The organism is Streptomyces sp. NBC_01635 (genome assembly GCF_045209715.1).
In the GTDB taxonomy this organism is placed as follows: Bacteria; Actinomycetota; Actinomycetes; order Streptomycetales; family Streptomycetaceae; genus Streptomyces; species Streptomyces hirsutus.
The window spans coordinates 1870000-1888639 of record NZ_CP109277.1 but is presented as its reverse complement, the minus strand read 5'-3'; the positions used below and the strand labels follow the sequence as shown (position 1 = coordinate 1888639).

Here is an 18640-nt window from a genome sequence, read left to right as displayed (position 1 = left end):
CCGCACGAGGACCAGGGACCGGCGCGCGCCACGCACCCGTCCATACCCGGTGCCGACCTGAACCCTCCCCGCCCGCTCCCCGCCCGTTCCCACCCTGCCGTCGTGCCGCGCGCCCACCCGACCCGCCCGTGCTGTCCCTCCGCCCGCCCGTTTCCCGCGCTCGCCAAGGAGAGCCCTGCCATGACCGAAGACCTCGTCCCGTCCCTCGGCCGCTGGCGTCTGTGGGAGCAGTTCGCGCTGCGCGGCCCCGGTTTCCCCGCCGACGGGGTGCTGCGACTGGCCCCGGCCGGACTGGCCGAGGCCGCCGACAAGTTCGACGCGGACACCCCTCTCGACGGCGCCCGCTGGGCGGACTTCACCCGTCTCTTCTCCGACGCCGCCGTGGAGACCGCGCACACCCTCCAGGACATCGCCCGCACGCCGTCCTTCCGGGAGGCGGTGGCCTGGCAGAACCGCCCGGTGCTCACCTCCGGCATCGCCCCGTTCCTGCGCTGGACGCCGGGCGCGGACAGCCGCAGCAGCATGCCCCGGCAGCGCGAGGAACTGGTCGCCCACTACTGGCAGCGGTTCTGCGTGAAGAACGACACCATCGGCTTCTTCGGCCCCGTCGGCTGGGGCCGCTGGGACGCCGCGGCGTCCGGCGCCGTCGTCGACACCGGATCCGGAATCGTCGCCGAGTCCACCGTCTACTGGGCGAGCTGGGGCATCGACGCGCTGGCCAGAACCCTGGACGCCGACCCCGGCCTGCGGGAGTGGATCGCCCCCCGCCGCGTGCCTTTCGTGACGGTGGACGGCTGCCGGGTCCGCGTGCCCGGCCGGCGCCCGGTGACGGTACCCGCCGAGACCGCGGCCGTCCTCGCCCTCTGCGACGGAGTCCGCCCCGCGCGGGCGATCGCCGCCGCGCTCCCGGACCACGACGTGCCCGCCGTCCTCACCGATCTGGTCGCCCGCCGCTGGGTGGTCCGGCGCCTGGACGTACCCGCGGGCACCCACCCCGACCGGGACCTGCGGGCCTGGCTGGAGGCCGTCGGCGCGCCGGAACCGCGCCGACGGGGGCTCGCCGCGCTGGACCGGCTGGAGGAGGGCCGTGCGGCGGTGGCCGCCGCCCACGACGTGGACGCGTTGGTCGGCGCGCTGACCGGCCTGGAGCGGGACTTCACCGAACTGACCGACACCGCCGCCGTACGGGAGAAGTCCGCGTCGACCGCGCCGTGCCGGGCGCTCGTGTACCACGACTCCCGCCGGTCCGCGACGGCCCGCCTCGGCCCCGATGTGCTGGAGGCGCTGCGCCCGCTGCGGCTGCTCATGGACAGCGCCGGGTGGCTCACCTCACGGCTCGCCGACGTCGTACGGACCGAGACGCGCGCGGTGTACGAACGCCTCGCCGCCGAGGGAGCGGTCGACCTGGCCGCCCTCTGGTTCGCGTGCCTGCCGGTGCTGCACGGCACCGCGCGCGCCACCGCGGGCGAACTCCAGGAGGAGTTCGCCGCCGCCTGGCAGCGCATCCTCGCGATCCCCCCGAACACCCGCCGCGTGACCGTCCGCTCCGCGGACATCGAGGCGGCGGTGCGGGAGGAGTTCACCGGCTCCGGCGGCTGGACGGCGGCCCGGTACCTGAGCCCGGACATCATGATCGCCGCCGACGGCGCCGAGGCGGTGGCCCGCGGCGACTTCACCCTCGTCCTCGGTGAACTCCACCTGGCCGCCAACACGCTGGGCGCCTCCCTCTTCACCCACCAGCACCCGGACGCCGACGAACTGCTCCGTCTCACCGACCGGGACCACCCCGGGCCGCGCCTGCTGCCGCTGATCCCCAAGGAGCACCGTGCGCGCCTGTCCGCCCGGGTCCGGCACACGCTGATACGGCCCCGGGACTACCAGGTCGCGCTGACCGACTTCACCGCGGACCCCGCCCGCCCCCGGGCCGTGCGCAGCGCCGACGCCGTCGTCGAGGACCGCGACGGCGACCTCGTCGTCCGGCTTCCGGACGGCGCGCGGTTCCCGGTGGCGGACGTCTTCTCGCACGTCCTGACCACCCTGTCGATGGACCTCTTCCGCCTCCTGCCGCCGGAGGGCCACACACCGCGCGTCACCGTCGACCGGCTGGTGGTGGCCCGGGAGACGTGGCGACTGCCCGCGTCGGAGGCGGGGTTCGCCGACGACAAGGACGAGGCCCGGCGCTTCGTCCGCGCCCGGCGGTGGCGCGTCCGGCTCGGCCTGCCCCGCTACGTCTTCGTCGTCTCCCCGGCCGAGTCCCGGCCGTTCTACGTCGACTTCGACAGCCCCGTGTACGTCACGATCCTCGCCAAGGCGCTGCGCCGGCTGGCCCGTAGGGACCCGGGGGGCACGGTCACGTTCACGGAGATGCTGCCCTCACCGGAGCAGACCTGGCTCCACGACGACGAGGGACGCCGCTACACCTCGGAGCTGCGCTTCGTGGCGTTCGACACGGAGACGATGCCGACCGGTCACCGCTGAACCCCGACGCCGTCGCCCGCGACCGGGACGGCAACCTGCTCCGGGCGCGGACGAGTCACGAGAACGGAGGCGGGCTTCGCCGGTACTCGTCCTACAGTGCCCGGATGAGCATGACGCCCGTACCCGGCTGGTACCCCGACCCGCACGCCCCGCACCTGGAACGCTGGTGGGACGGCGCGGCCTGGACCGAGCACCGGCGCAGCCCCGAAGCCCCCGGCGGGCCGGTGCCGCCGTCCCCCGGTGGCGCCGGCGGCCGTACCCGGGTAATCGCCCTCGTCACGGCGGCGGCCCTGCTCGTCGCCGCGATCGTCACCGGCGCGGTGCTGCTCGGCGACGACGGCGACCCGGAGATCAGGACCGGCCCGACCACCGCGCCGTCCGCCCACGCGCCGGACGGCACCGGCCCCCCACCGTCCGCGTCCCCCTCGGAGACCGTGTCCGGACCCCCCGCCGACGACCCGGACACCGTCGAGGACCAGCTCAACGGGATCACCTTCCCGCTCCTCGACGGCTGGGTGCGGCCGGAGCACGTCAGCCAGGACGACGTCGTCATGACCACCCCCGGCACCCACGACTGCCCGGGCGAGGGCAGCGTCTGCCGCCACGGCCTCGTCATGTCCCGCACGGTGACCGCGACCGATGAGACCTCGCCCGAGCTGCTCGCCGAGGAGGACGTCTCCGACGCGGCCGAGGACGCCTTCGAGGAGGACGCCCTCGACCAGCAGCCCTACGGCGGCATCGAGTCCCACAAAGTCGTGAAGTCCGGCCCGGTCGCGGTGGCGGGCCGCGCCGGGTACTTCGTCCGCTGGCGGGTGACGACCGGCAAGGGACCCGGCGGGTACGTGCAGTCGCTGGTCTTCCCCTCCACCATCGGCACCGGGGCGCCGATCGTCGTCCGCTACGTCTTCGAGGCGGGTGACGGCGCACCGCCCCCGGCCGCCATGGACCGCATCACCCGGGGCATCCGCGCGGTCGGCGACGCGGACTCGGGCGGCGGCGTGGGCAACAGCGTCGGCCCCACCCCCTGACCCGCGCCGGACAGGCCCTACGTGCCGGACAGGCCCTAAAGGAACGTCATGCCCTCGCCGCGGTACGTCGGTACGGTGTCCGTCACCGCGTCGCCCTCGATCAGCCGCAGTGCGTCGAACCGCTCGCACAGCTCGCCCGCCTTGGCGTGCCGGAACCACACCTTGTCGCCGATCAGCAGATCGTCGGCCGGCGGGCCCAGCAACGGCGTCTGCACCTCGCCGGCCCCCTCCTGGGGGTCGTAGCGCAGTCCCTCGGGCAGACAGGGCACCGGCAGCCGGTCGGTGCCGGCCGCGCCGGAGGCCGGATAACCACCGCCGAGCACCGTGACCACGCCCACGCCCGGCCGCCGTACGACGGGCAGGGCGAAGAGCGCCGCCGGACGCCCGGTGAACGACGTGTAGTTGTCGAACAGCCGCGGTACGTACAGCCCCGAACCCGCCGCGATCTCGGTGACCGCGTCCTCCTCCGCGGTGTACTGCACGCTGCCCGTACCGCCGCCGTTGACGAACTCCAGGTCCGGCACGACCTCCCGCACCGCCCGCACCACCGCCGCTCGCCGCGCGGCGAGTTCCCGCCGGGCGGTGGCCTGCATCAGCCGCACGGCCCGGGACCGCAGCGGCTGCCCGGCCACCGCGTCGCCGACCCCCGCGACATGACCCTCGTACGCCATGATCCCCACGACCTCGAACCCGGGGCGCCGGGCCACCGCGCGGGCCACCTCGGCGACCTGCGCGGGGGAATGGAGCGGGGACCGCCGGGCACCGACCCGCACCCGGCCGCCGAGCAGCTTCAGCGAGGTGTCCAGCTCCAGACAGACCCGCACCACCTCACCGCCGCCGGCCCGCGCGGCGTCGATCAGGTCCAGCTGCGCCGGGTCGTCGACCATGACGGTGACGGCGGCGGCGAGCTTGGGATCGGCAGCCAACTCGGCGTAACCGGAGCGGTCGGCGGAGGGGTAGGCGAGCAGGATGTCGTCGAAACCGGAGCGGGCCAGCCACAGGGACTCGGCGAGGGTGAACGACATGATGCCCGCGAAGCCGTCCCGGGCGAGCACCCGTTCGAGCAGGGCGCGGCAGCGCACGGACTTGCTCGCCACCCGGACCGGTTTTCCGCCCGCACGGCGGAGCAGATCGTCCGCGTTGGCGTCGAAGGCGTCCAGATCCACGATCGCGAGCGGGGCGTCGAGATGGGCGGTGGCCTGTTCGTAACGGGCCCGGTCGGAGGCACGCGCAGTCATGAACGCAGCCTGCCAGAAGGGTCTTCCGAACGGGTAGGGGATGTTCCGGGCAGATGCCGCGGGCCTGCGGACTGGTTCCCGTTCGGCCTGGGTCACGTCGTAGAGTGACGCGCACGCCCGGCGGCCCACGCCGGACGAAGGCCCGTACCGGGATGACGCTCCTTCCGTGCGGGTATCTGTGCCCGGGACGACTTCGTACCGGGTCCGGCGGCAGACACCGGCCCGCGGCGAGGAAACGGTCCGGGCACGAGGAAACGGGGGGTGCATGAGTACGGAAGCGCGGCGCGCCTCCCCCTCTCCGAGCCCCACGACTCCTCCTCCGCCGTCCGCGCTCCCGCGCCCGTCCCACCCGCCGACCGGCGCGGACGAGGACGCTCGTGAGCCGGACCGACGGCAGCCGGACGCCGGCACCGGACCGCGGCGGACGCCCGCTGCGACGCCCGCCGGGGGAGCGGCGAACGGTGCCGCACCGGTGCAGCCCAAGGGACGGACCTCCGGCGGAACCGGCGCGTTCGACGTGCGCCGGCCGGCCGCGGCGCCGTCCGCCGACCCGCGCCGCGCGGAGGGCGGTTCGGGAGACATGCCCGTACCCGCTCCCTCCTCCCCGGTGTCCCCCTCCCCCTCCGCCTCCGCCTCCGCCTCCGCCTCCGCCTCCGCCTCCGCCTCCGTCTCCTCGACCTCGTCCCCGGCGTCCTCGCCGTCCCGGCCCCGCTTTCCGAGTTTCGGTGCTGGCGGGCAGGGCGGACCGGCGGGTACGGGCAGCGCTCCGCCGCCCCCGCCGAGGGCGTCCGCCCGCTTCCCGGACACCCCGCCCACCGCGGGCCGCGGGGCACCGTCCCCGGACCCCCCGCCGCACGGCTCGGCCACCGTGCCACCGCAGCCCACGCACGGCCCCCTCCGCGCAGGACAGCAACGGCCCGCCGAGCAGCGTCCCACCGCAGGCCGCGCGGACGCCCGCCGCACCGGCGCGCGCCCCGAGACCCCGTCGGAGACGACGACCCGTCTGCGCCCGGTCTCCGTCCAGGCGTCCGCACCGCCCCGGCCGGCCGTGCCGCCGCACCCCGCCCCGCCGTCCGGACCGGAGCGGGACAACGCGATGTCCCCGGGCCCGCGGCCCGGCACCGACGGGTCGCACGGCCCCGGGCACCCGGCCTCCGCGCCGCCACTCCCGGTCGGGCCGCTCCGGCCGACCGGACCGGCGCCGCGTCCCGCGCGGGACGACGCGTGGGTCCCGGCCTCGCGTCCGGGCGCCGACGAGCCGTACGGCGCCGGGCGGGCCACCGCCGCGTACTCCGGTCCGGGCGACCCCGACCCCGCGTTCTCCTGGAGCGCTCCCATGGCACCCGGCGGCGCCTCCGGCTCCGGCCGGCCGGTCGTGACGTTCGCGCAGCCCGAGGGGTACGACGAGAACGCCCGGCCGCACCCGCTCGGCCGGCGGGGCCGCCCCCAGGTCGTGGCCGCCGCGGTCTGTCTCGTGCTCGGCGTGGGACTGATCGGCGGTGCCGTCGCCGGGAGCTGGCTCGCCGGGGACTCCGGCGAGAAGGGGGCCGACAGCGCTTTCACCGCCGCCGGAAGCATGTGGCACGACGTCCCCGTCGACGAACTGTTCCCGCCCACCCTGCAGGGCGAAGGCGCCGGCCCCGGCGACGCCGACCGCGTCTGGACCCGGATAGCCGTGGCCCCGGACAGCGACTGCGAGGACGCCTTCGACCCGCTGCTGCGCAAGCTGCTCGCCCCCCTGGGCTGCGAGCGCCTGCTGCGCGCCACCTACACCGACGCCACCCAGAGCCACGTCACCACCGTCGGCCTGCTGTTCACCCGGGCCGACACCGCCGGCATGGCCTCCCTCGCCGGCCGCTTCGACAAGGAACGCCTGGACCGCCGCGCCGACCTGATACCCCGTCCGTACGCGGCGAAGGGGACCGCGGCCGCCGGCTTCGGCGCCGGGCAGCGTGCCGCCTGGACGATCTCCGTCCTCACCGACGCCCCCGTCGTCGTCTACGCCGTGTCCGGCTGGGCCGACGGCCGCGGCGTCGAGACCCCGCTGCCCGCCGAGGACGCCATGGAGTCCGGCGCCACCACCGCCCCCGCCCAGGCAGGCCTCGGCCACGAGGCGCAAGGCCTCGCCGACCGGGTCGAACGCGGCCTGCGCAAGAACGTCGGTACGACCACGGAGCAGCCGTCATGAGGCCCGCGACCGCTCGATCCGCCACCCTGAGCGTCCTGCTGGCCGCCGGCCTCGCCCTGCTCCCCGCCACCGCCGCCCATGCGGACAGCATCCGCGACCAGCAGTGGGGCATCGACGCCCTGCACACCCAGGAGGTCTGGCGCACCACACGGGGCGCGGGCGTCACCGTCGCCGTCCTGGACACCGGGGTCGACGCCGAGCACCCCGACCTCGCCGGCAACGTCCTGGCCGGAAAGGACCTGGTCGGCTTCGGAGCCGAAACCGGAGACCGCCCCTGGGCCCGGCACGGCACCGCCATGGCCGGCATCATCGCGGGTCACGGACACGGCGTCGGGAACGGCGAAGGCGTCCTGGGCATCGCGCCCGAGGCGAAGATCCTCCCCGTCCGCGTCATCCTGGAGGACGGCGACCCCTCCCGCGCCAAGGCCCGCAGCACCCGCGGCAACGCCCTCGCCGAAGGCATCCGCTGGGCCGCCGACCACGGCGCCGACGTCATCAACCTCTCCCTCGGCGACGACTCCGCCTCCGCGCACCCCGAGTCCGGCGAGGACGAGGCCATCCAGTACGCCCTCCGCAAGGGCGTGGCCGTCGTCGCCTCCGCCGGCAACGGCGGCGAGAAGGGCGACCGCGTCTCCTACCCGGCGGCCTACCCGGGGGTCATCGCCGTCACCGCCGTCGACCGCTACGGCACCCGCGCCCCGTTCTCCACCCGGCGCTGGTACGCCACGGTCAGCGCCCCGGGGGTCGACGTGATCATCGCCGACCCCGACCGCAAGTACTACGAGGGCTGGGGCACCAGCGCCGCCGCCGCGTTCGTCTCCGGCGCCGTCGCCCTGATCAAGGCGGCCCACCCCGGGCTGACCCCGGCCCAGCTCAAGAGTCTCCTGGAGGACACCGCCCGCAACGCCCCCGCCGACGGCCGCGACGACTCCCGCGGCTTCGGCTTCGTCGACCCGGCCGCCGCCATCGAGGCCGCCGCCCGGCTGAAGCCCGAGGGCCTGAAGTCGGCGGCCTACGGGGAGCGGTACTTCGGCCCCGGCCCGGACACCGCCGAGTCCGACACGGGAACCGCCGACTGGGCCGCTCCCCTCGCCGGCGGTGCGGGCGGCGTCCTCCTGGTCGCCACGATCGTCCTGTGGCGCGGCCGCCGGTCTGCCCACGAGGACGCCTAAGGGCTTCCGTTCGGACCGGCAGGATCAGGGAGCCGGGTCCGGTGCCGTGCGGCGGGGCGCACCGGGGCCCCGCGTGCCGGGGTGACGCCCCCTCACCCGGCTTCCCTCCCGTTCGGCCCGTCAGCCCGGACGGGCGCCGTCGGCTTCGCCCGACGCGGTGAGCCGCCGGCCCGGCTCCGGACGCCGCCGGGCTTCTCCCGTGAACGCCGATACCGCCGCCCGCGCCGCCGCCTCCACCAGTGCCACGCCCCGGCCCATCGTCGGGCTGCCGTCGGACAGCGCGGCCACCAGGAGGTCCCGGCCCCCGACCGTGACGCGGCCGACGCTGTTCACGACCCAGAGCCCGGTCGCGTCGCGCGGCACCCAGCCGTTCTTCACCGCCCACGCCGCGCCGCCCGGCGGCAACGCGTCCGCCACCACCGGCACCCCCCACGCCTGCTCCGGGACCACCCGCTCCATCAACTCCCGCACGTACGCCCGCGAGGCGGGGGGCAGCCTCGAGTCCGCCGGTGCCCCGAACACCTGGCGGAGCAGCAGAAGCTGGTCGGCGACCGTGGTCCGGGTCAGCCCCCACCGGGGGCCGTCGCCGCCCTCGGTGGCGGTCAGGCCCAAGCGGGCGTGTGCCGCGTCGAGGCCGGCCGACCGCCCGATCGAGCGCCACAGCGCGGACGCCGCGTCGTTGTCGCTGCGCTCGATCATCGCCGCGGCGTACGACCGCTCCTCACCGGTGAGCGCCCGTCCCACGTCCTGCGCCTCCAGCAGCAGCGCCACCAGGATGCCGACCTTCACGACGCTCGCCGTGACGAACGCCCGGTCACCGTGGCAAACGCCTGCCCCCGACACCGGGTCCAGCACCCCCACCGACACCTCGGCGCCGTCCGGCACGGCCACCGCCGCCATCGCCGCCGCCCACCGCGCGTCCCACCCGTCGGACCTCACCGGCACCTCCCCTTCCCGCAGCTCCGCGGCCGCCCCGTCCCGCCGCCCGCCCGCGTGCGAGCCTGCCATTCCAGGCCGATAGGGTCGACGACCGTGGCGAACAAGAACATCCCCGACCCCGGCTACCGCGACGACGACGGCTCCGCCGACCCCCGGCTGAGTGCGGCCCTCGCCGCCTGGGCCGAGGACGGCAACGCCGTCACGCCGGTCCTCGACGCGCTCAAGGGCACCCGGTTGCTGGTCCCCGTCGTGGCCGTCCTCGGCGAGGTCGAGGAGGACGAGAACGGGCTGCGCCGGGAGAAGACCAGCGACATGGCCGTCCCCACCCTGAAGGCCGGTGACCGCACCGCGCTGCCCGCCTTCACCTCCACCGACTCGCTCGCCCGCTGGGACCCGGCGGCCCGCCCGGTCGCCGTACCGCTGCACCAGGCCCTGCAGGCCGCCGCGCACGAGAAGGCGGACACGGTCGTCCTCGACATGGCCGGGCCCGTTCCCTTCGAACTGACCGGCCCGCTGCTGCGCGCGCTCGCCGAGGGGCGTACGACGGCCGACCCGCTGGCCGACCCCCTGGTCGTCGAGGCCCTGCGCGCCGTCGTCGCCGCGGAGCCCGCCGTCCTGCGCGCCCACCTCGGACCGGGACAGGCCGACGGCACCCTCGCCCTGGTCCTCGACCCCGCCGCCCCCGTCGCCGAGGCCGCCCGCGCCGTGGCACAGAGCCTGGCCGCCGACGAAACACTGAGGGCCCGCCTGGTGCGCGGCCTCGACCTGGCAGTACTGCCGGCCGGGGCGACGCCGCCGGGCGAGCCCTTCTACGTACGCGGGTGACCCGTACGCGCCCGCGTGCCGGTGCCCGGACCACCGGGCTCCGGCACGCTCAGCCGTAGATCGCGCCGGTGTACTTCTCGCCCGGGCCCTGCCCCGGCTCGTCCTTGACGAGCGAGGCCTCGCGGAACGCCAGCTGGAGCGACTTCAGGCCGTCGCGCAGGGGCGCCGCGTGGAAGGAGCTGATCTCGGTCGTGGACGCGTCCAGCAGACCGGCCAGCGCGTGCACCAGCTTGCGGGCCTCGTCCAGGTCCTTGTGCGCGTCGCCCTCCTCGGTCAGCCCGAGCTTCACGGCCGCGGCGCTCATCAGGTTGACGGCGACCGTCACGATCACCTCGACGGCCGGGACCTCGGCGATGTCACGGGCCATGGCGTCGAAGTCGGGGCTGTCGGCGGTCTCGGGGGTGTCCGAGGGGGAGGTCTCACTCATGCCCCACACGATAGGGCCCGGCGCGTGTCCCCTTGACAGCAGGAGGGGCGCCGACAGGGGCGCGGCGCAGACGGTTAGCGCGCTCCCGAGGAAGCTGCTAACCTTGTGTAACGACCGGTCGGACCCGTTTGCTCGCAGTATGCGTGTCCGGCCCACAAGTGGAGGCTTTCGAACTCCCACCTGATCGTCCCCCGGATGACAGGTCACCGGTCAGGCGGTGCCGCTCAGCGGTGATCCGCCCGAAAGTGCGCCCCGCGGTGACCGCGGCGGTGTTCCGGTAGTTCGAGGAGCCCCGCCTGTGATCGTCCGGGGCATTTTTGTTGCTTCGGCGCGGTTAGGTCTAACGAACACAGACGTTACGCGGCTGTCCGCCAGACCGTCGCGTGGTGCTATCGAGGAGGATCCATCAGCGCCGAGCCCCGCATCAACGACCGGATTCGCGTGCCCGAGGTGCGACTTGTCGGTCCCAGTGGCGAGCAGGTGGGCATTGTCCCGCTGGCCAAGGCACTGGAGCTTGCTCAGGAGTACGACCTGGACCTGGTCGAGGTGGCGGAGAACGCCCGCCCGCCCGTGTGCAAGCTCATGGACTACGGGAAGTTCAAGTACGAGTCGGCCATGAAGGCCCGTGAGGCGCGCAAGAACCAGGCGCACACGGTCATCAAGGAAATGAAGCTCCGGCCGAAGATCGACCCGCACGACTACGACACCAAGAAGGGTCACGTCGTCCGGTTCCTCAAGCAGGGCGACAAGGTCAAGATCACGATCATGTTCCGTGGTCGCGAGCAGTCCCGGCCCGAACTGGGCTACCGACTGCTGCAGCGGCTCGCGGAGGACGTCCAGGACCTCGGGTTCATCGAGTCGAACCCGAAGCAGGACGGCCGGAACATGATCATGGTTCTCGGTCCGCACAAGAAGAAGACCGAGGCGATGGCCGAGGCCCGCCAGGCGCAGGAAGCCCGCAAGGCGGACGCGAAGGCCCACCCCGGCCGCTCGCAGAACGCCGCGGAGGCCGAGGATTCGACGGACGCCGAAGCACCGGCCGAAGCTCCGGCCGAGACCGAGGCCCAGGCCGAGGCTCCCGCCGACGTGTGACCGCATGACCTCGGGGGCCCGCCGGCCCTCAGGACATAACCGAAACAAGTACGACGCTCCACCGTGCCCGGTTTTCGTGACCGGGCACCGGAGCGCCACCGACGAGGAGATAACGGCGCCATGCCGAAGAACAAGACGCACAGCGGTGCCAGTAAGCGCTTCAAGGTCACCGGCTCCGGCAAGGTGCTCCGTGAGCGTGCCGGCAAGCGCCACCTGCTCGAGCACAAGTCGTCCCGTGTGACGCGTCGCCTCACCGGCAACGCCGAGATGGCCCCGGGCGACGCCAAGAAGATCAAGAAGCTTCTCGGCAAGTGACGTTCCGGCGCTCCTGCGCCCTAGGCACGTCAGAACCGGGACCCAATCGATTTCGGGCCGCGTGACCATCAACCGCGGCCCCGCTACAAGGAGTTAAAAAGTGGCACGCGTCAAGCGGGCAGTCAACGCCCACAAGAAGCGCCGGGCGATCCTCGAGCAGGCCTCCGGCTACCGCGGTCAGCGTTCGCGCCTGTACCGCAAGGCCAAGGAGCAGGTCACCCACTCGCTGGTCTACAACTACAACGACCGCAAGAAGCGCAAGGGTGACTTCCGCCAGCTGTGGATCCAGCGCATCAACGCCGCTGCCCGCGCGAACGGCATCACGTACAACCGCTTCATCCAGGGTCTGAAGGCCGCGAACGTCGAGGTCGACCGCAAGATCCTGGCCGAGCTGGCCGTCAACGACGCCACCGCCTTCGCCGCGCTCGTCGAGGTCGCCCAGAAGGCGCTGCCGGCGGACGTGAACGCGCCCAAGGCCGCGTGACGCCGCGCCGGCCTCGAACCGGCGTGATCCAACGGACCCGCAGGCAGCGCCTGCGGGTCCGTAGTCTGTGCGGAAGCTTCCGTGGCACCGCGCGGGAGCTGCCCCGGAAGCCGAGAGCGAAAGTGAACCGAATGCCCCCCGCCACCCCCGAGCTGATCTCCTCCCGCTCGCCCCGCGTGTCCGCCGCGCGGCGGCTGGCCAAACGGAACTTCCGGGGCAAGGAGCGACTGTTCCTCGCCGAGGGGCCGCAGGCCGTACGGGAGGCCGCCGTTCACCGCGGCACCGCCGCTCCCCGGGACACCGGCGCCGCCACCCTCGTGGAACTGTTCGCCACCCTGGAGGCCGCCGAGCGGTACGCGGACATCATCGGTGCCGCCCGGGACGCCGGCGCCCGCATCCACCTCGCCGACGAGCAGGTCGTCGCCGACATCTCCACCACCGTCACCCCGCAGGGCCTCGTCGGCGTGTGCCGCTTCCTCGACACCCCCTTCGAGGAGATCCTCGCCGCCCGCCCCCGGCTCGTCGCCGTCCTCGCCCACGTACGCGACCCCGGCAACGCCGGCACCGTCCTGCGGTGCGCCGACGCCGCCGGCGCCGAGGCCGTCGTCCTGACCGACGCCTCCGTCGACCTGTACAACCCCAAGGCCGTACGCGCCTCCGTCGGATCGCTGTTCCACCTGCCCGTCGCCGTGGGCGTCCCCGTCGAGCACGCCGTGGCCGCCCTGAGGGACACCGGCGTACGGGTGCTCGCCGCGGACGGCGCCGGCGACCGCGACCTCGACGACGAACTCGACCACGGCACCATGGGCGGACCCACCGCCTGGGTCTTCGGCAACGAGGCATGGGGGCTTCCCGAGGAGACCCGGGCGCTCACCGACGCCGTCGTCCGTGTTCCGATTCACGGAAGGGCCGAAAGTCTGAACCTCGCCACCGCCGCCGCCGTATGTCTCTACGCGTCGGCGCGTGCACAGCGCGCCGTCGGAGGGTGCCGCTCCGTCACCGAGAGCTAGTAAGGTGACCTGCCCGGGGACCCTCCCCCAGCTCTCGGCCGTACCCCAGGCTCCCCGGCTCCGGCCGGACCGGGGCACTCCGCCTGAGCACGGGGCACCCCGAGGAAGTACGGAGAGGTGGGATACGGGGATGACCGTCGGCACGAGCAGCGCACCGGGAGCACCCCGGCCCGCCGGCCCCGCCGAGCTCGGCATCGACCCCGACCAGCTGCCCGACGGCCTCGTCGTCGCCGACGAGCACGGCAGGGTGATCTGCTTCAACGCCGCCGCCGCCCGTATCACCGCCGTCCCCGCCGAGCGCGCCCTCGGCCAACGGCTCGACGTGGCCCTGCCGTTGGAGGACCTGGAAGGCCGCCGCTGGTGGCAGCTCACCGACCCCTACGGCGGCCTCGCCATCCGGGTGAGCCAGCCCGAGCGCAACCTGCTGCTGCCCGGAGGACGGGAGGTCCTCGTCTCCGCGCGCTACGTCCGCACCCGGCCCACCGGACCGGTCCACCGCGTCGTCGTGTCGCTGCGCGACACCGAGGCCCGGCGCCGCACCGAACGCAGCCACGCCGAACTGATCGCCATCGTCGCCCACGAACTGCGCTCCCCGCTCACCTCCGTCAAGGGCTTCACCGCCACCCTGCTCGCCAAGTGGGAGCGGTTCACCGACGAACAGAAGCAGCTGATGCTGGAGACCGTCGACGCCGACGCCGACCGGGTCACCCGGCTCATCGCCGAACTCCTCGACATCTCCCGCATCGACTCCGGGCGCCTCGAGCTGCGCCGCCAGCCCGTCGACATCGGAGCCGCCGTCGGACGGCACATCCAGGCGTACGTCGCCGCCGGACAGCCCGCCGACCGGTTCCTGCTGCGGATCCAGCAGCCCCTGCCCGACCTGTGGGCGGACCCCGACAAGGTCGACCAGGTACTGAGCAACCTGCTGGAAAATGCGGTGCGCCACGGCGAGGGAACCGTCACCATCGACATCACGCCCTCGGCGTCCCCCCGTGACCGGGAGAACGGCGAGTACGCGGCCACGTCGGTCACCGTGAGCGACGAGGGCCCCGGCATCCCGGAGGAGTCCATGAACCGCGTCTTCACCCGCTTCTGGCGGGGCAGCAAGCGCGGCGGCACCGGCCTCGGGCTGTACATCGTCAAGGGCATCGTCGAGGCCCACGGCGGAACCATCACGGTCGGCCGCGCCCCCGGTGGCGGCGCGGAACTCCGATTTACGTTGCCCGTGGCGGCCCCCGCGTACCTCAGCTAGCGCGCACCCGGGCCCCACGGGCGCATTCGCGGTCCCTCACCCCGTTAGACTCGGCCTCTGGCACCTTTGTGTCCCACAGACGGAGACGCTTCGGCCACGAGCCGGTGACGGGGACCATCAGCCAGCCAATCGGAAGTACGGGAAGAGATGTCGGCACCCAATAAGTCGTACGACCCTGTAGAGGTCGAGGCGTTGAAACCGGAAGAGATCGAGCGCATGCGGGACGAGGCGCTCGCCGCCTTCGCCGCCGCGGACTCCCTCGACGCACTCCACGAGGCCAAGATCGCCCACACCGGCCCCGCCTCGCCGCTGGCCCTCGCCAACCGCGAGATCGGCGCCCTGCCCCCGCACGCCAAGGCCGACGCGGGCAAGCGCGTGGGCCAGGCGCGCGGTGCCGTGAACAAGGCCCTCGCCGGCCGTCAGAGCGAACTGGAGGCCGAGCGGGACGCCCGGGTCCTGGTGGAGGAGGCGGTCGACGTCACCCTGCCCCACGACCGCGTACCGTCCGGCGCCCGGCACCCGCTGACCACGCTGTCCGAGCGCATCGAGGACATCTTCGTGGCCATGGGCTACGAGGTCGCCGAGGGCCCCCAGGTCGAGGCCGAGTGGTTCAACTTCGACGCCCTCAACATCGGCCCGGACCACCCGGCCCGCGGCGAGCACGACACCTTCTTCGTGCAGGGCCCCCAGGGCGGCACCGAGTCCGGCGTCGTGCTGCGCACCCACACCTCGCCCGTGCAGATCCGCTCCCTGCTCGGACGCGAACTGCCGGTCTACGTGATCTGCCCCGGCCGCGTCTACCGCACCGACGAGCTGGACGCCACCCACACCCCCGTCTTCCACCAGGTGGAACTCCTCGCCGTCGACGCGGGCCTCACCATGGCGGACCTCAAGGGCACCCTGGACCACATGGTGCAGTCGCTGTTCGGCGAGGGCATGAAGACCAGGCTGCGGCCGAACTTCTTCCCCTTCACCGAGCCGAGCGCAGAGATGGACATGCTCTGCTACGTCTGCAAGGGCGAGTCCGTCGGCAACCCCGACCGCCCCTGCCGCACCTGCTCGTCCGAGGGCTGGATCGAGCTCGGCGGCTGCGGCATGGTCAACCCGCGGGTGCTCACCGCCTGCGGCGTCGACCCGGAGAAGTACAGCGGCTTCGCCTTCGGGTTCGGCATCGAGCGGATGCTGATGTTCCGCCACAACGTCGAGGACATGCGAGACATGGTCGAGGGTGACGTCCGGTTCACCCGGCCGTTCGGGATGGAGATCTGATGCGGGTCCCGCTTTCCTGGCTGCGGGAGTACGTCGACCTGCCGGCCACCGAGACCGGCCGCGACGTGCAGGCCAAACTCATCGCGGCCGGCCTCGAGGTCGAGACCGTCGAGCACCTCGGTGCCGACCTCAAGGGCCCCCTGGTCGTCGGTCAGGTACTGACCATCGAGGAGCTGGAGGGCTTCAAGAAGCCGATCCGCTTCTGCACCGTCGACGTCGGCCGGGCCAACGGCACCGGTGAGCCCCAGGAGGTCGTCTGCGGCGCCCGCAACTTCGCGGTCGGCGACAAGGTCGTCGTGGTGCTCCCCGGCGCGGTCCTGCCCGGCGGGTTCGCGATCGCCGCCCGCAAGACCTACGGCAAGGTCTCGCACGGCATGATCTGCTCCAGCGACGAGCTGGGCATGGGCGACGACGGCACCAAGGGCATCATCGTGCTGCCGCCGGAGACCGAGGTCGGCAAGGACGCCGTCGAGCTGCTGGAACTGGTCGACGAGGTCCTCGACATCGCCGTCACCCCGGACCGCGGCTACTGTCTGTCGATGCGCGGTGTGGCACGCGAGACCGCCACCGCCTACGGGCTGCCGCTGCGCGACCCGGCCCTGCTCGACGTCCCCGGCCCGAACGCCTACGGCTACCCGGTCGAGGTCTCCGACCCCGTCGGCTGCGACCGCTTCACCGCCCGTACGGTGACCGGACTCAGCCCCGACACCCGCTCCCCGATCTGGCTCACCCGCCGGCTGCAGAAGGCCGGCATGCGCCCGGTCTCCCTGGCCGTCGACATCACCAACTACGTGATGCTGGAGCTCGGCCAGCCGCTGCACGCCTACGACCGCTCCATGGTCCGGGGCACCATCGGCGTGCGCCGGGCCGAGCAGGGCGAGAAGCTCACCACCCTCGACGGGGTGCAGCGCACGCTCGACGCCGAGGACCTGGTGATCACCGACGAGCGCGGCCCGATCGGGCTCGCCGGTGTCATGGGCGGCGCCGACACCGAGATCGCCGACCTCCCCCAGTCTCGAACAGACTCGACCGGGGGGACCCCCGCCCTCGGCCGGGCGACCTCCGAGGTCGTCGTCGAGGCCGCGCACTTCGACCCGGTGTCCGTCGCCCGCACGGCCCGCCGGCACAAGCTGTCCTCCGAGGCGTCCCGGCGCTTCGAACGCGGCGTCGACCCGCAGGCCGCCGCCGCTGCCGCGCAGCGCACCGTCGACCTGCTGGTGCTGCTCGCCGGCGGTACCGCCGAGGCCGGGGTCACCGAGTTCATGGCCCCCTCCGCGCCGCATACCCTCACCATCCCGGCCGACCACCCCGACAAGGTCGCGGGCGTCGCCTACGGCCGGGAGACCGTCGTACGCCGTCTCCAGCAGGTCGGCTGCGACGTCTACGGGCAGGACGAGCTGATCGTCACCGTGCCGTCCTGGCGGCCCGACCTCACCGACCCGAACGACCTGGCCGAAGAGGTCATCCGGCTCGAGGGCTACGAGAACCTGCCCGTCACCCTGCCCCGGCCGCCCGCCGGACGCGGGCTGACCTCCCGGCAGCGGCTGCACCGCCGGACCGGCCGGGCCCTGGCCGGCGCCGGATACGTCGAGGCGCCGAACTACCCGTTCGTCGGCGAGCAGATCTTCGACCAGCTCGGCCTGGACGCGGACGACCCGGCCCGCCGGGTGGTGAAGCTGACCAACCCGCTCAACGACGAGGAGCCCGTGCTGCGCACCTCGCTGCTGCCGGGCCTGCTCGGCGCGCTGCGGCGCAACGACGGACGCGGCAGCCACGACGTCGCGCTGTTCGAGACCGGCCTGGTCTTCAAGCCGCGCGAGGAGCAGCGGGCCGCCGTCCGCCTGCCCGTGGACCGGCGGCCCACCGACGAGGAACTCGCCGGGCTCGACGCGGCGCTCCCGGACCAGCCGCGGCACGTCGCCGCCGTTCTGGCCGGGGCCCGCGAACAGGCCGGCTGGTGGGGCGCGGGCCGCCCGGCCGACTGGGCCGACGCGGTCGAGGCCGCCCGGACCGTGGCCGCCGAGGCGGGCGCCGAACTCGTCGTCCGCCAGGGCCGGTACGGCCCGTGGCACCCGGGCCGCTGCGCCGAACTGGCGGTCACCGTCGACGGCACCGAGCGAGTCATCGGCCACGCGGGTGAACTGCACCCGCGCGTGGTGAAGAACCTGGGCCTGCCCGCGCGCACCTGCGCGATGGAGCTCGACCTGGACGCCCTGGAACAGGCCGGCGAAAGCATCCCGCAGGCGCCGGGCATCTCCACCTTCCCGGTCGCCACGCAGGACGTAGCCCTGGTCGTCGACGGCTCCGTGCCGGCCGCGGACGTCGAGGCGGCCCTGCGCGAGGGCGCCGGTGAACTGCTGGAATCCATCCGCCTGTTCGACGTGTACGAGAACGCCGAGCAGTTGGGCGAGGGCCGCAAGTCCCTGGCGTACGCGCTGCGGTTCCGCGCGCCCGACCGCACGCTGACGGTCGACGAGGCGTCCGCGGCCCGCGAATCGGCGGTCGCCCTCGCGGGCGAGCGCACCGGGGCGACCCTCCGGGGCTGACGCCCTCCGGGCCCGGAGGACTCCTCGGGGCCCACGGCGTTCTTCGGGGACCGCGTGTCCGCCGCGCACGGCTCGTTCGTGCCGTGGCCGGCCACGCGGTCCCCGTGTGCTTCCGGGCCCTTTGGCGGATCATGCCGGAGACCCGCCGGGCGGTCGGAGCCAGGCCGGGCGGCCGCAGGGCTCCTGGGCTGCTACGAGCAAGGCCCGCCCCGTACCGGGGTGGGGCCGCCTTTGCCGCGCTGGGCAGGGCTCAACCGTCCCACAGGGCCGTACGCGCCCCACGCACATCCGTTCCCCCGGTTACCTCACTCGTTTGGGTGACATTTCCGGGCGATACGTCCGGATCGGGTGATCCGGTCGGCAGAATCAGACCGGCC

The 18640-nt window shown here is 73.9% G+C and carries 15 protein-coding genes; 12 read left to right on the top strand and 3 right to left on the bottom strand.

Features of this window, described 5'->3' with window-relative positions; genetic code table 11:
* Positions 1-180 precede the first annotated feature (180 nt).
* Both OHB56_RS09070 and OHB56_RS09065 read left to right on the top strand, forming a co-directional pair.
* Complete coding sequence (locus tag OHB56_RS09070; RefSeq protein ID WP_406352582.1) at positions 181-2478, top strand: lantibiotic dehydratase; 2298 nt, start codon at positions 181-183, stop codon at positions 2476-2478.
* Positions 2479-2588: 110 nt separating this feature from the next.
* Complete coding sequence (locus OHB56_RS09065; protein ID WP_406358978.1) at positions 2589-3506, top strand: DUF2510 domain-containing protein; 918 nt, start codon at positions 2589-2591, stop codon at positions 3504-3506.
* 35 nt (positions 3507-3541) lie between these two features.
* On the opposite strand, the gene OHB56_RS09060 is transcribed toward OHB56_RS09065, so the two are convergent.
* Positions 3542-4744, bottom strand: coding sequence for an amino acid deaminase/aldolase (locus OHB56_RS09060; protein ID WP_406352580.1), 1203 nt, complete (start codon positions 4742-4744; stop codon positions 3542-3544).
* A 265-nt stretch (positions 4745-5009) separates the two neighbouring features.
* Between OHB56_RS09060 and OHB56_RS09055 the strand changes: the two genes are divergently transcribed.
* Positions 5010-6932 (top strand): hypothetical protein, encoded by a 1923-nt coding sequence (locus OHB56_RS09055; protein WP_406352578.1) that lies wholly within the window; start codon positions 5010-5012, stop codon positions 6930-6932.
* Complete coding sequence (gene mycP, locus OHB56_RS09050) at positions 6929-8104, top strand: type VII secretion-associated serine protease mycosin (protein WP_406352577.1); 1176 nt, start codon at positions 6929-6931, stop codon at positions 8102-8104. Before OHB56_RS09055 ends, mycP begins: the two co-directional genes overlap by 4 nt.
* Positions 8105-8224: 120 nt before the next feature.
* Here the strand turns inward: mycP and OHB56_RS09045 are convergent, their stop codons facing one another.
* Positions 8225-9112: a serine hydrolase gene (locus tag OHB56_RS09045; RefSeq protein WP_406352575.1), complete on the bottom strand. Its 888-nt coding sequence runs from the start codon at positions 9110-9112 to the stop codon at positions 8225-8227.
* A 24-nt stretch (positions 9113-9136) separates the two neighbouring features.
* Here OHB56_RS09045 and OHB56_RS09040 point away from each other — a divergent pair, with 24 nt between their 5' ends.
* A complete protein-coding gene (locus tag OHB56_RS09040; RefSeq protein ID WP_406352573.1) occupies positions 9137-9868 on the top strand; it encodes an SseB family protein in 732 nt (243 codons plus the stop codon).
* A 49-nt stretch (positions 9869-9917) separates the two neighbouring features.
* Here the strand turns inward: OHB56_RS09040 and OHB56_RS09035 are convergent, their stop codons facing one another.
* On the bottom strand, positions 9918-10295 hold the full coding sequence (locus OHB56_RS09035) for a DUF1844 domain-containing protein (RefSeq protein WP_055596207.1): 378 nt from the start codon (positions 10293-10295) through the stop codon (positions 9918-9920).
* A 405-nt stretch (positions 10296-10700) separates the two neighbouring features.
* Here OHB56_RS09035 and infC point away from each other — a divergent pair, with 405 nt between their 5' ends.
* The 7 genes from infC to pheT all read left to right on the top strand — a co-directional run bounded on the left by infC (position 10701) and on the right by pheT (position 18263).
* Positions 10701-11387, top strand: a complete 687-nt coding sequence (infC, locus tag OHB56_RS09030) for a translation initiation factor IF-3 (RefSeq protein WP_326756933.1) — start codon at positions 10701-10703, stop codon at positions 11385-11387.
* A gap of 120 nt (positions 11388-11507) precedes the next feature.
* On the top strand, positions 11508-11702 hold the full coding sequence (gene rpmI, locus OHB56_RS09025) for a 50S ribosomal protein L35 (protein WP_055574739.1): 195 nt from the start codon (positions 11508-11510) through the stop codon (positions 11700-11702).
* A 100-nt stretch (positions 11703-11802) separates the two neighbouring features.
* Positions 11803-12186, top strand: coding sequence for a 50S ribosomal protein L20 (gene rplT / locus OHB56_RS09020; RefSeq protein WP_004933571.1), 384 nt, complete (start codon positions 11803-11805; stop codon positions 12184-12186).
* Between the two features lie 131 nt (positions 12187-12317).
* The gene (locus OHB56_RS09015) at positions 12318-13196 is read left to right on the top strand and encodes an RNA methyltransferase (protein WP_326751794.1); all 879 of its coding nucleotides are present in this window, start codon (positions 12318-12320) and stop codon (positions 13194-13196) included.
* Between the two features lie 130 nt (positions 13197-13326).
* Complete coding sequence (locus OHB56_RS09010) at positions 13327-14448, top strand: ATP-binding protein (RefSeq protein ID WP_406352570.1); 1122 nt, start codon at positions 13327-13329, stop codon at positions 14446-14448.
* 147 nt (positions 14449-14595) lie between these two features.
* The gene (pheS, locus tag OHB56_RS09005) at positions 14596-15717 is read left to right on the top strand and encodes a phenylalanine--tRNA ligase subunit alpha (RefSeq protein ID WP_406352568.1); all 1122 of its coding nucleotides are present in this window, start codon (positions 14596-14598) and stop codon (positions 15715-15717) included.
* On the top strand, positions 15717-18263 hold the full coding sequence (gene pheT, locus OHB56_RS09000) for a phenylalanine--tRNA ligase subunit beta (protein WP_406352567.1): 2547 nt from the start codon (positions 15717-15719) through the stop codon (positions 18261-18263). Before pheS ends, pheT begins: the two co-directional genes overlap by 1 nt.
* Positions 18264-18640 lie beyond the last annotated feature (377 nt).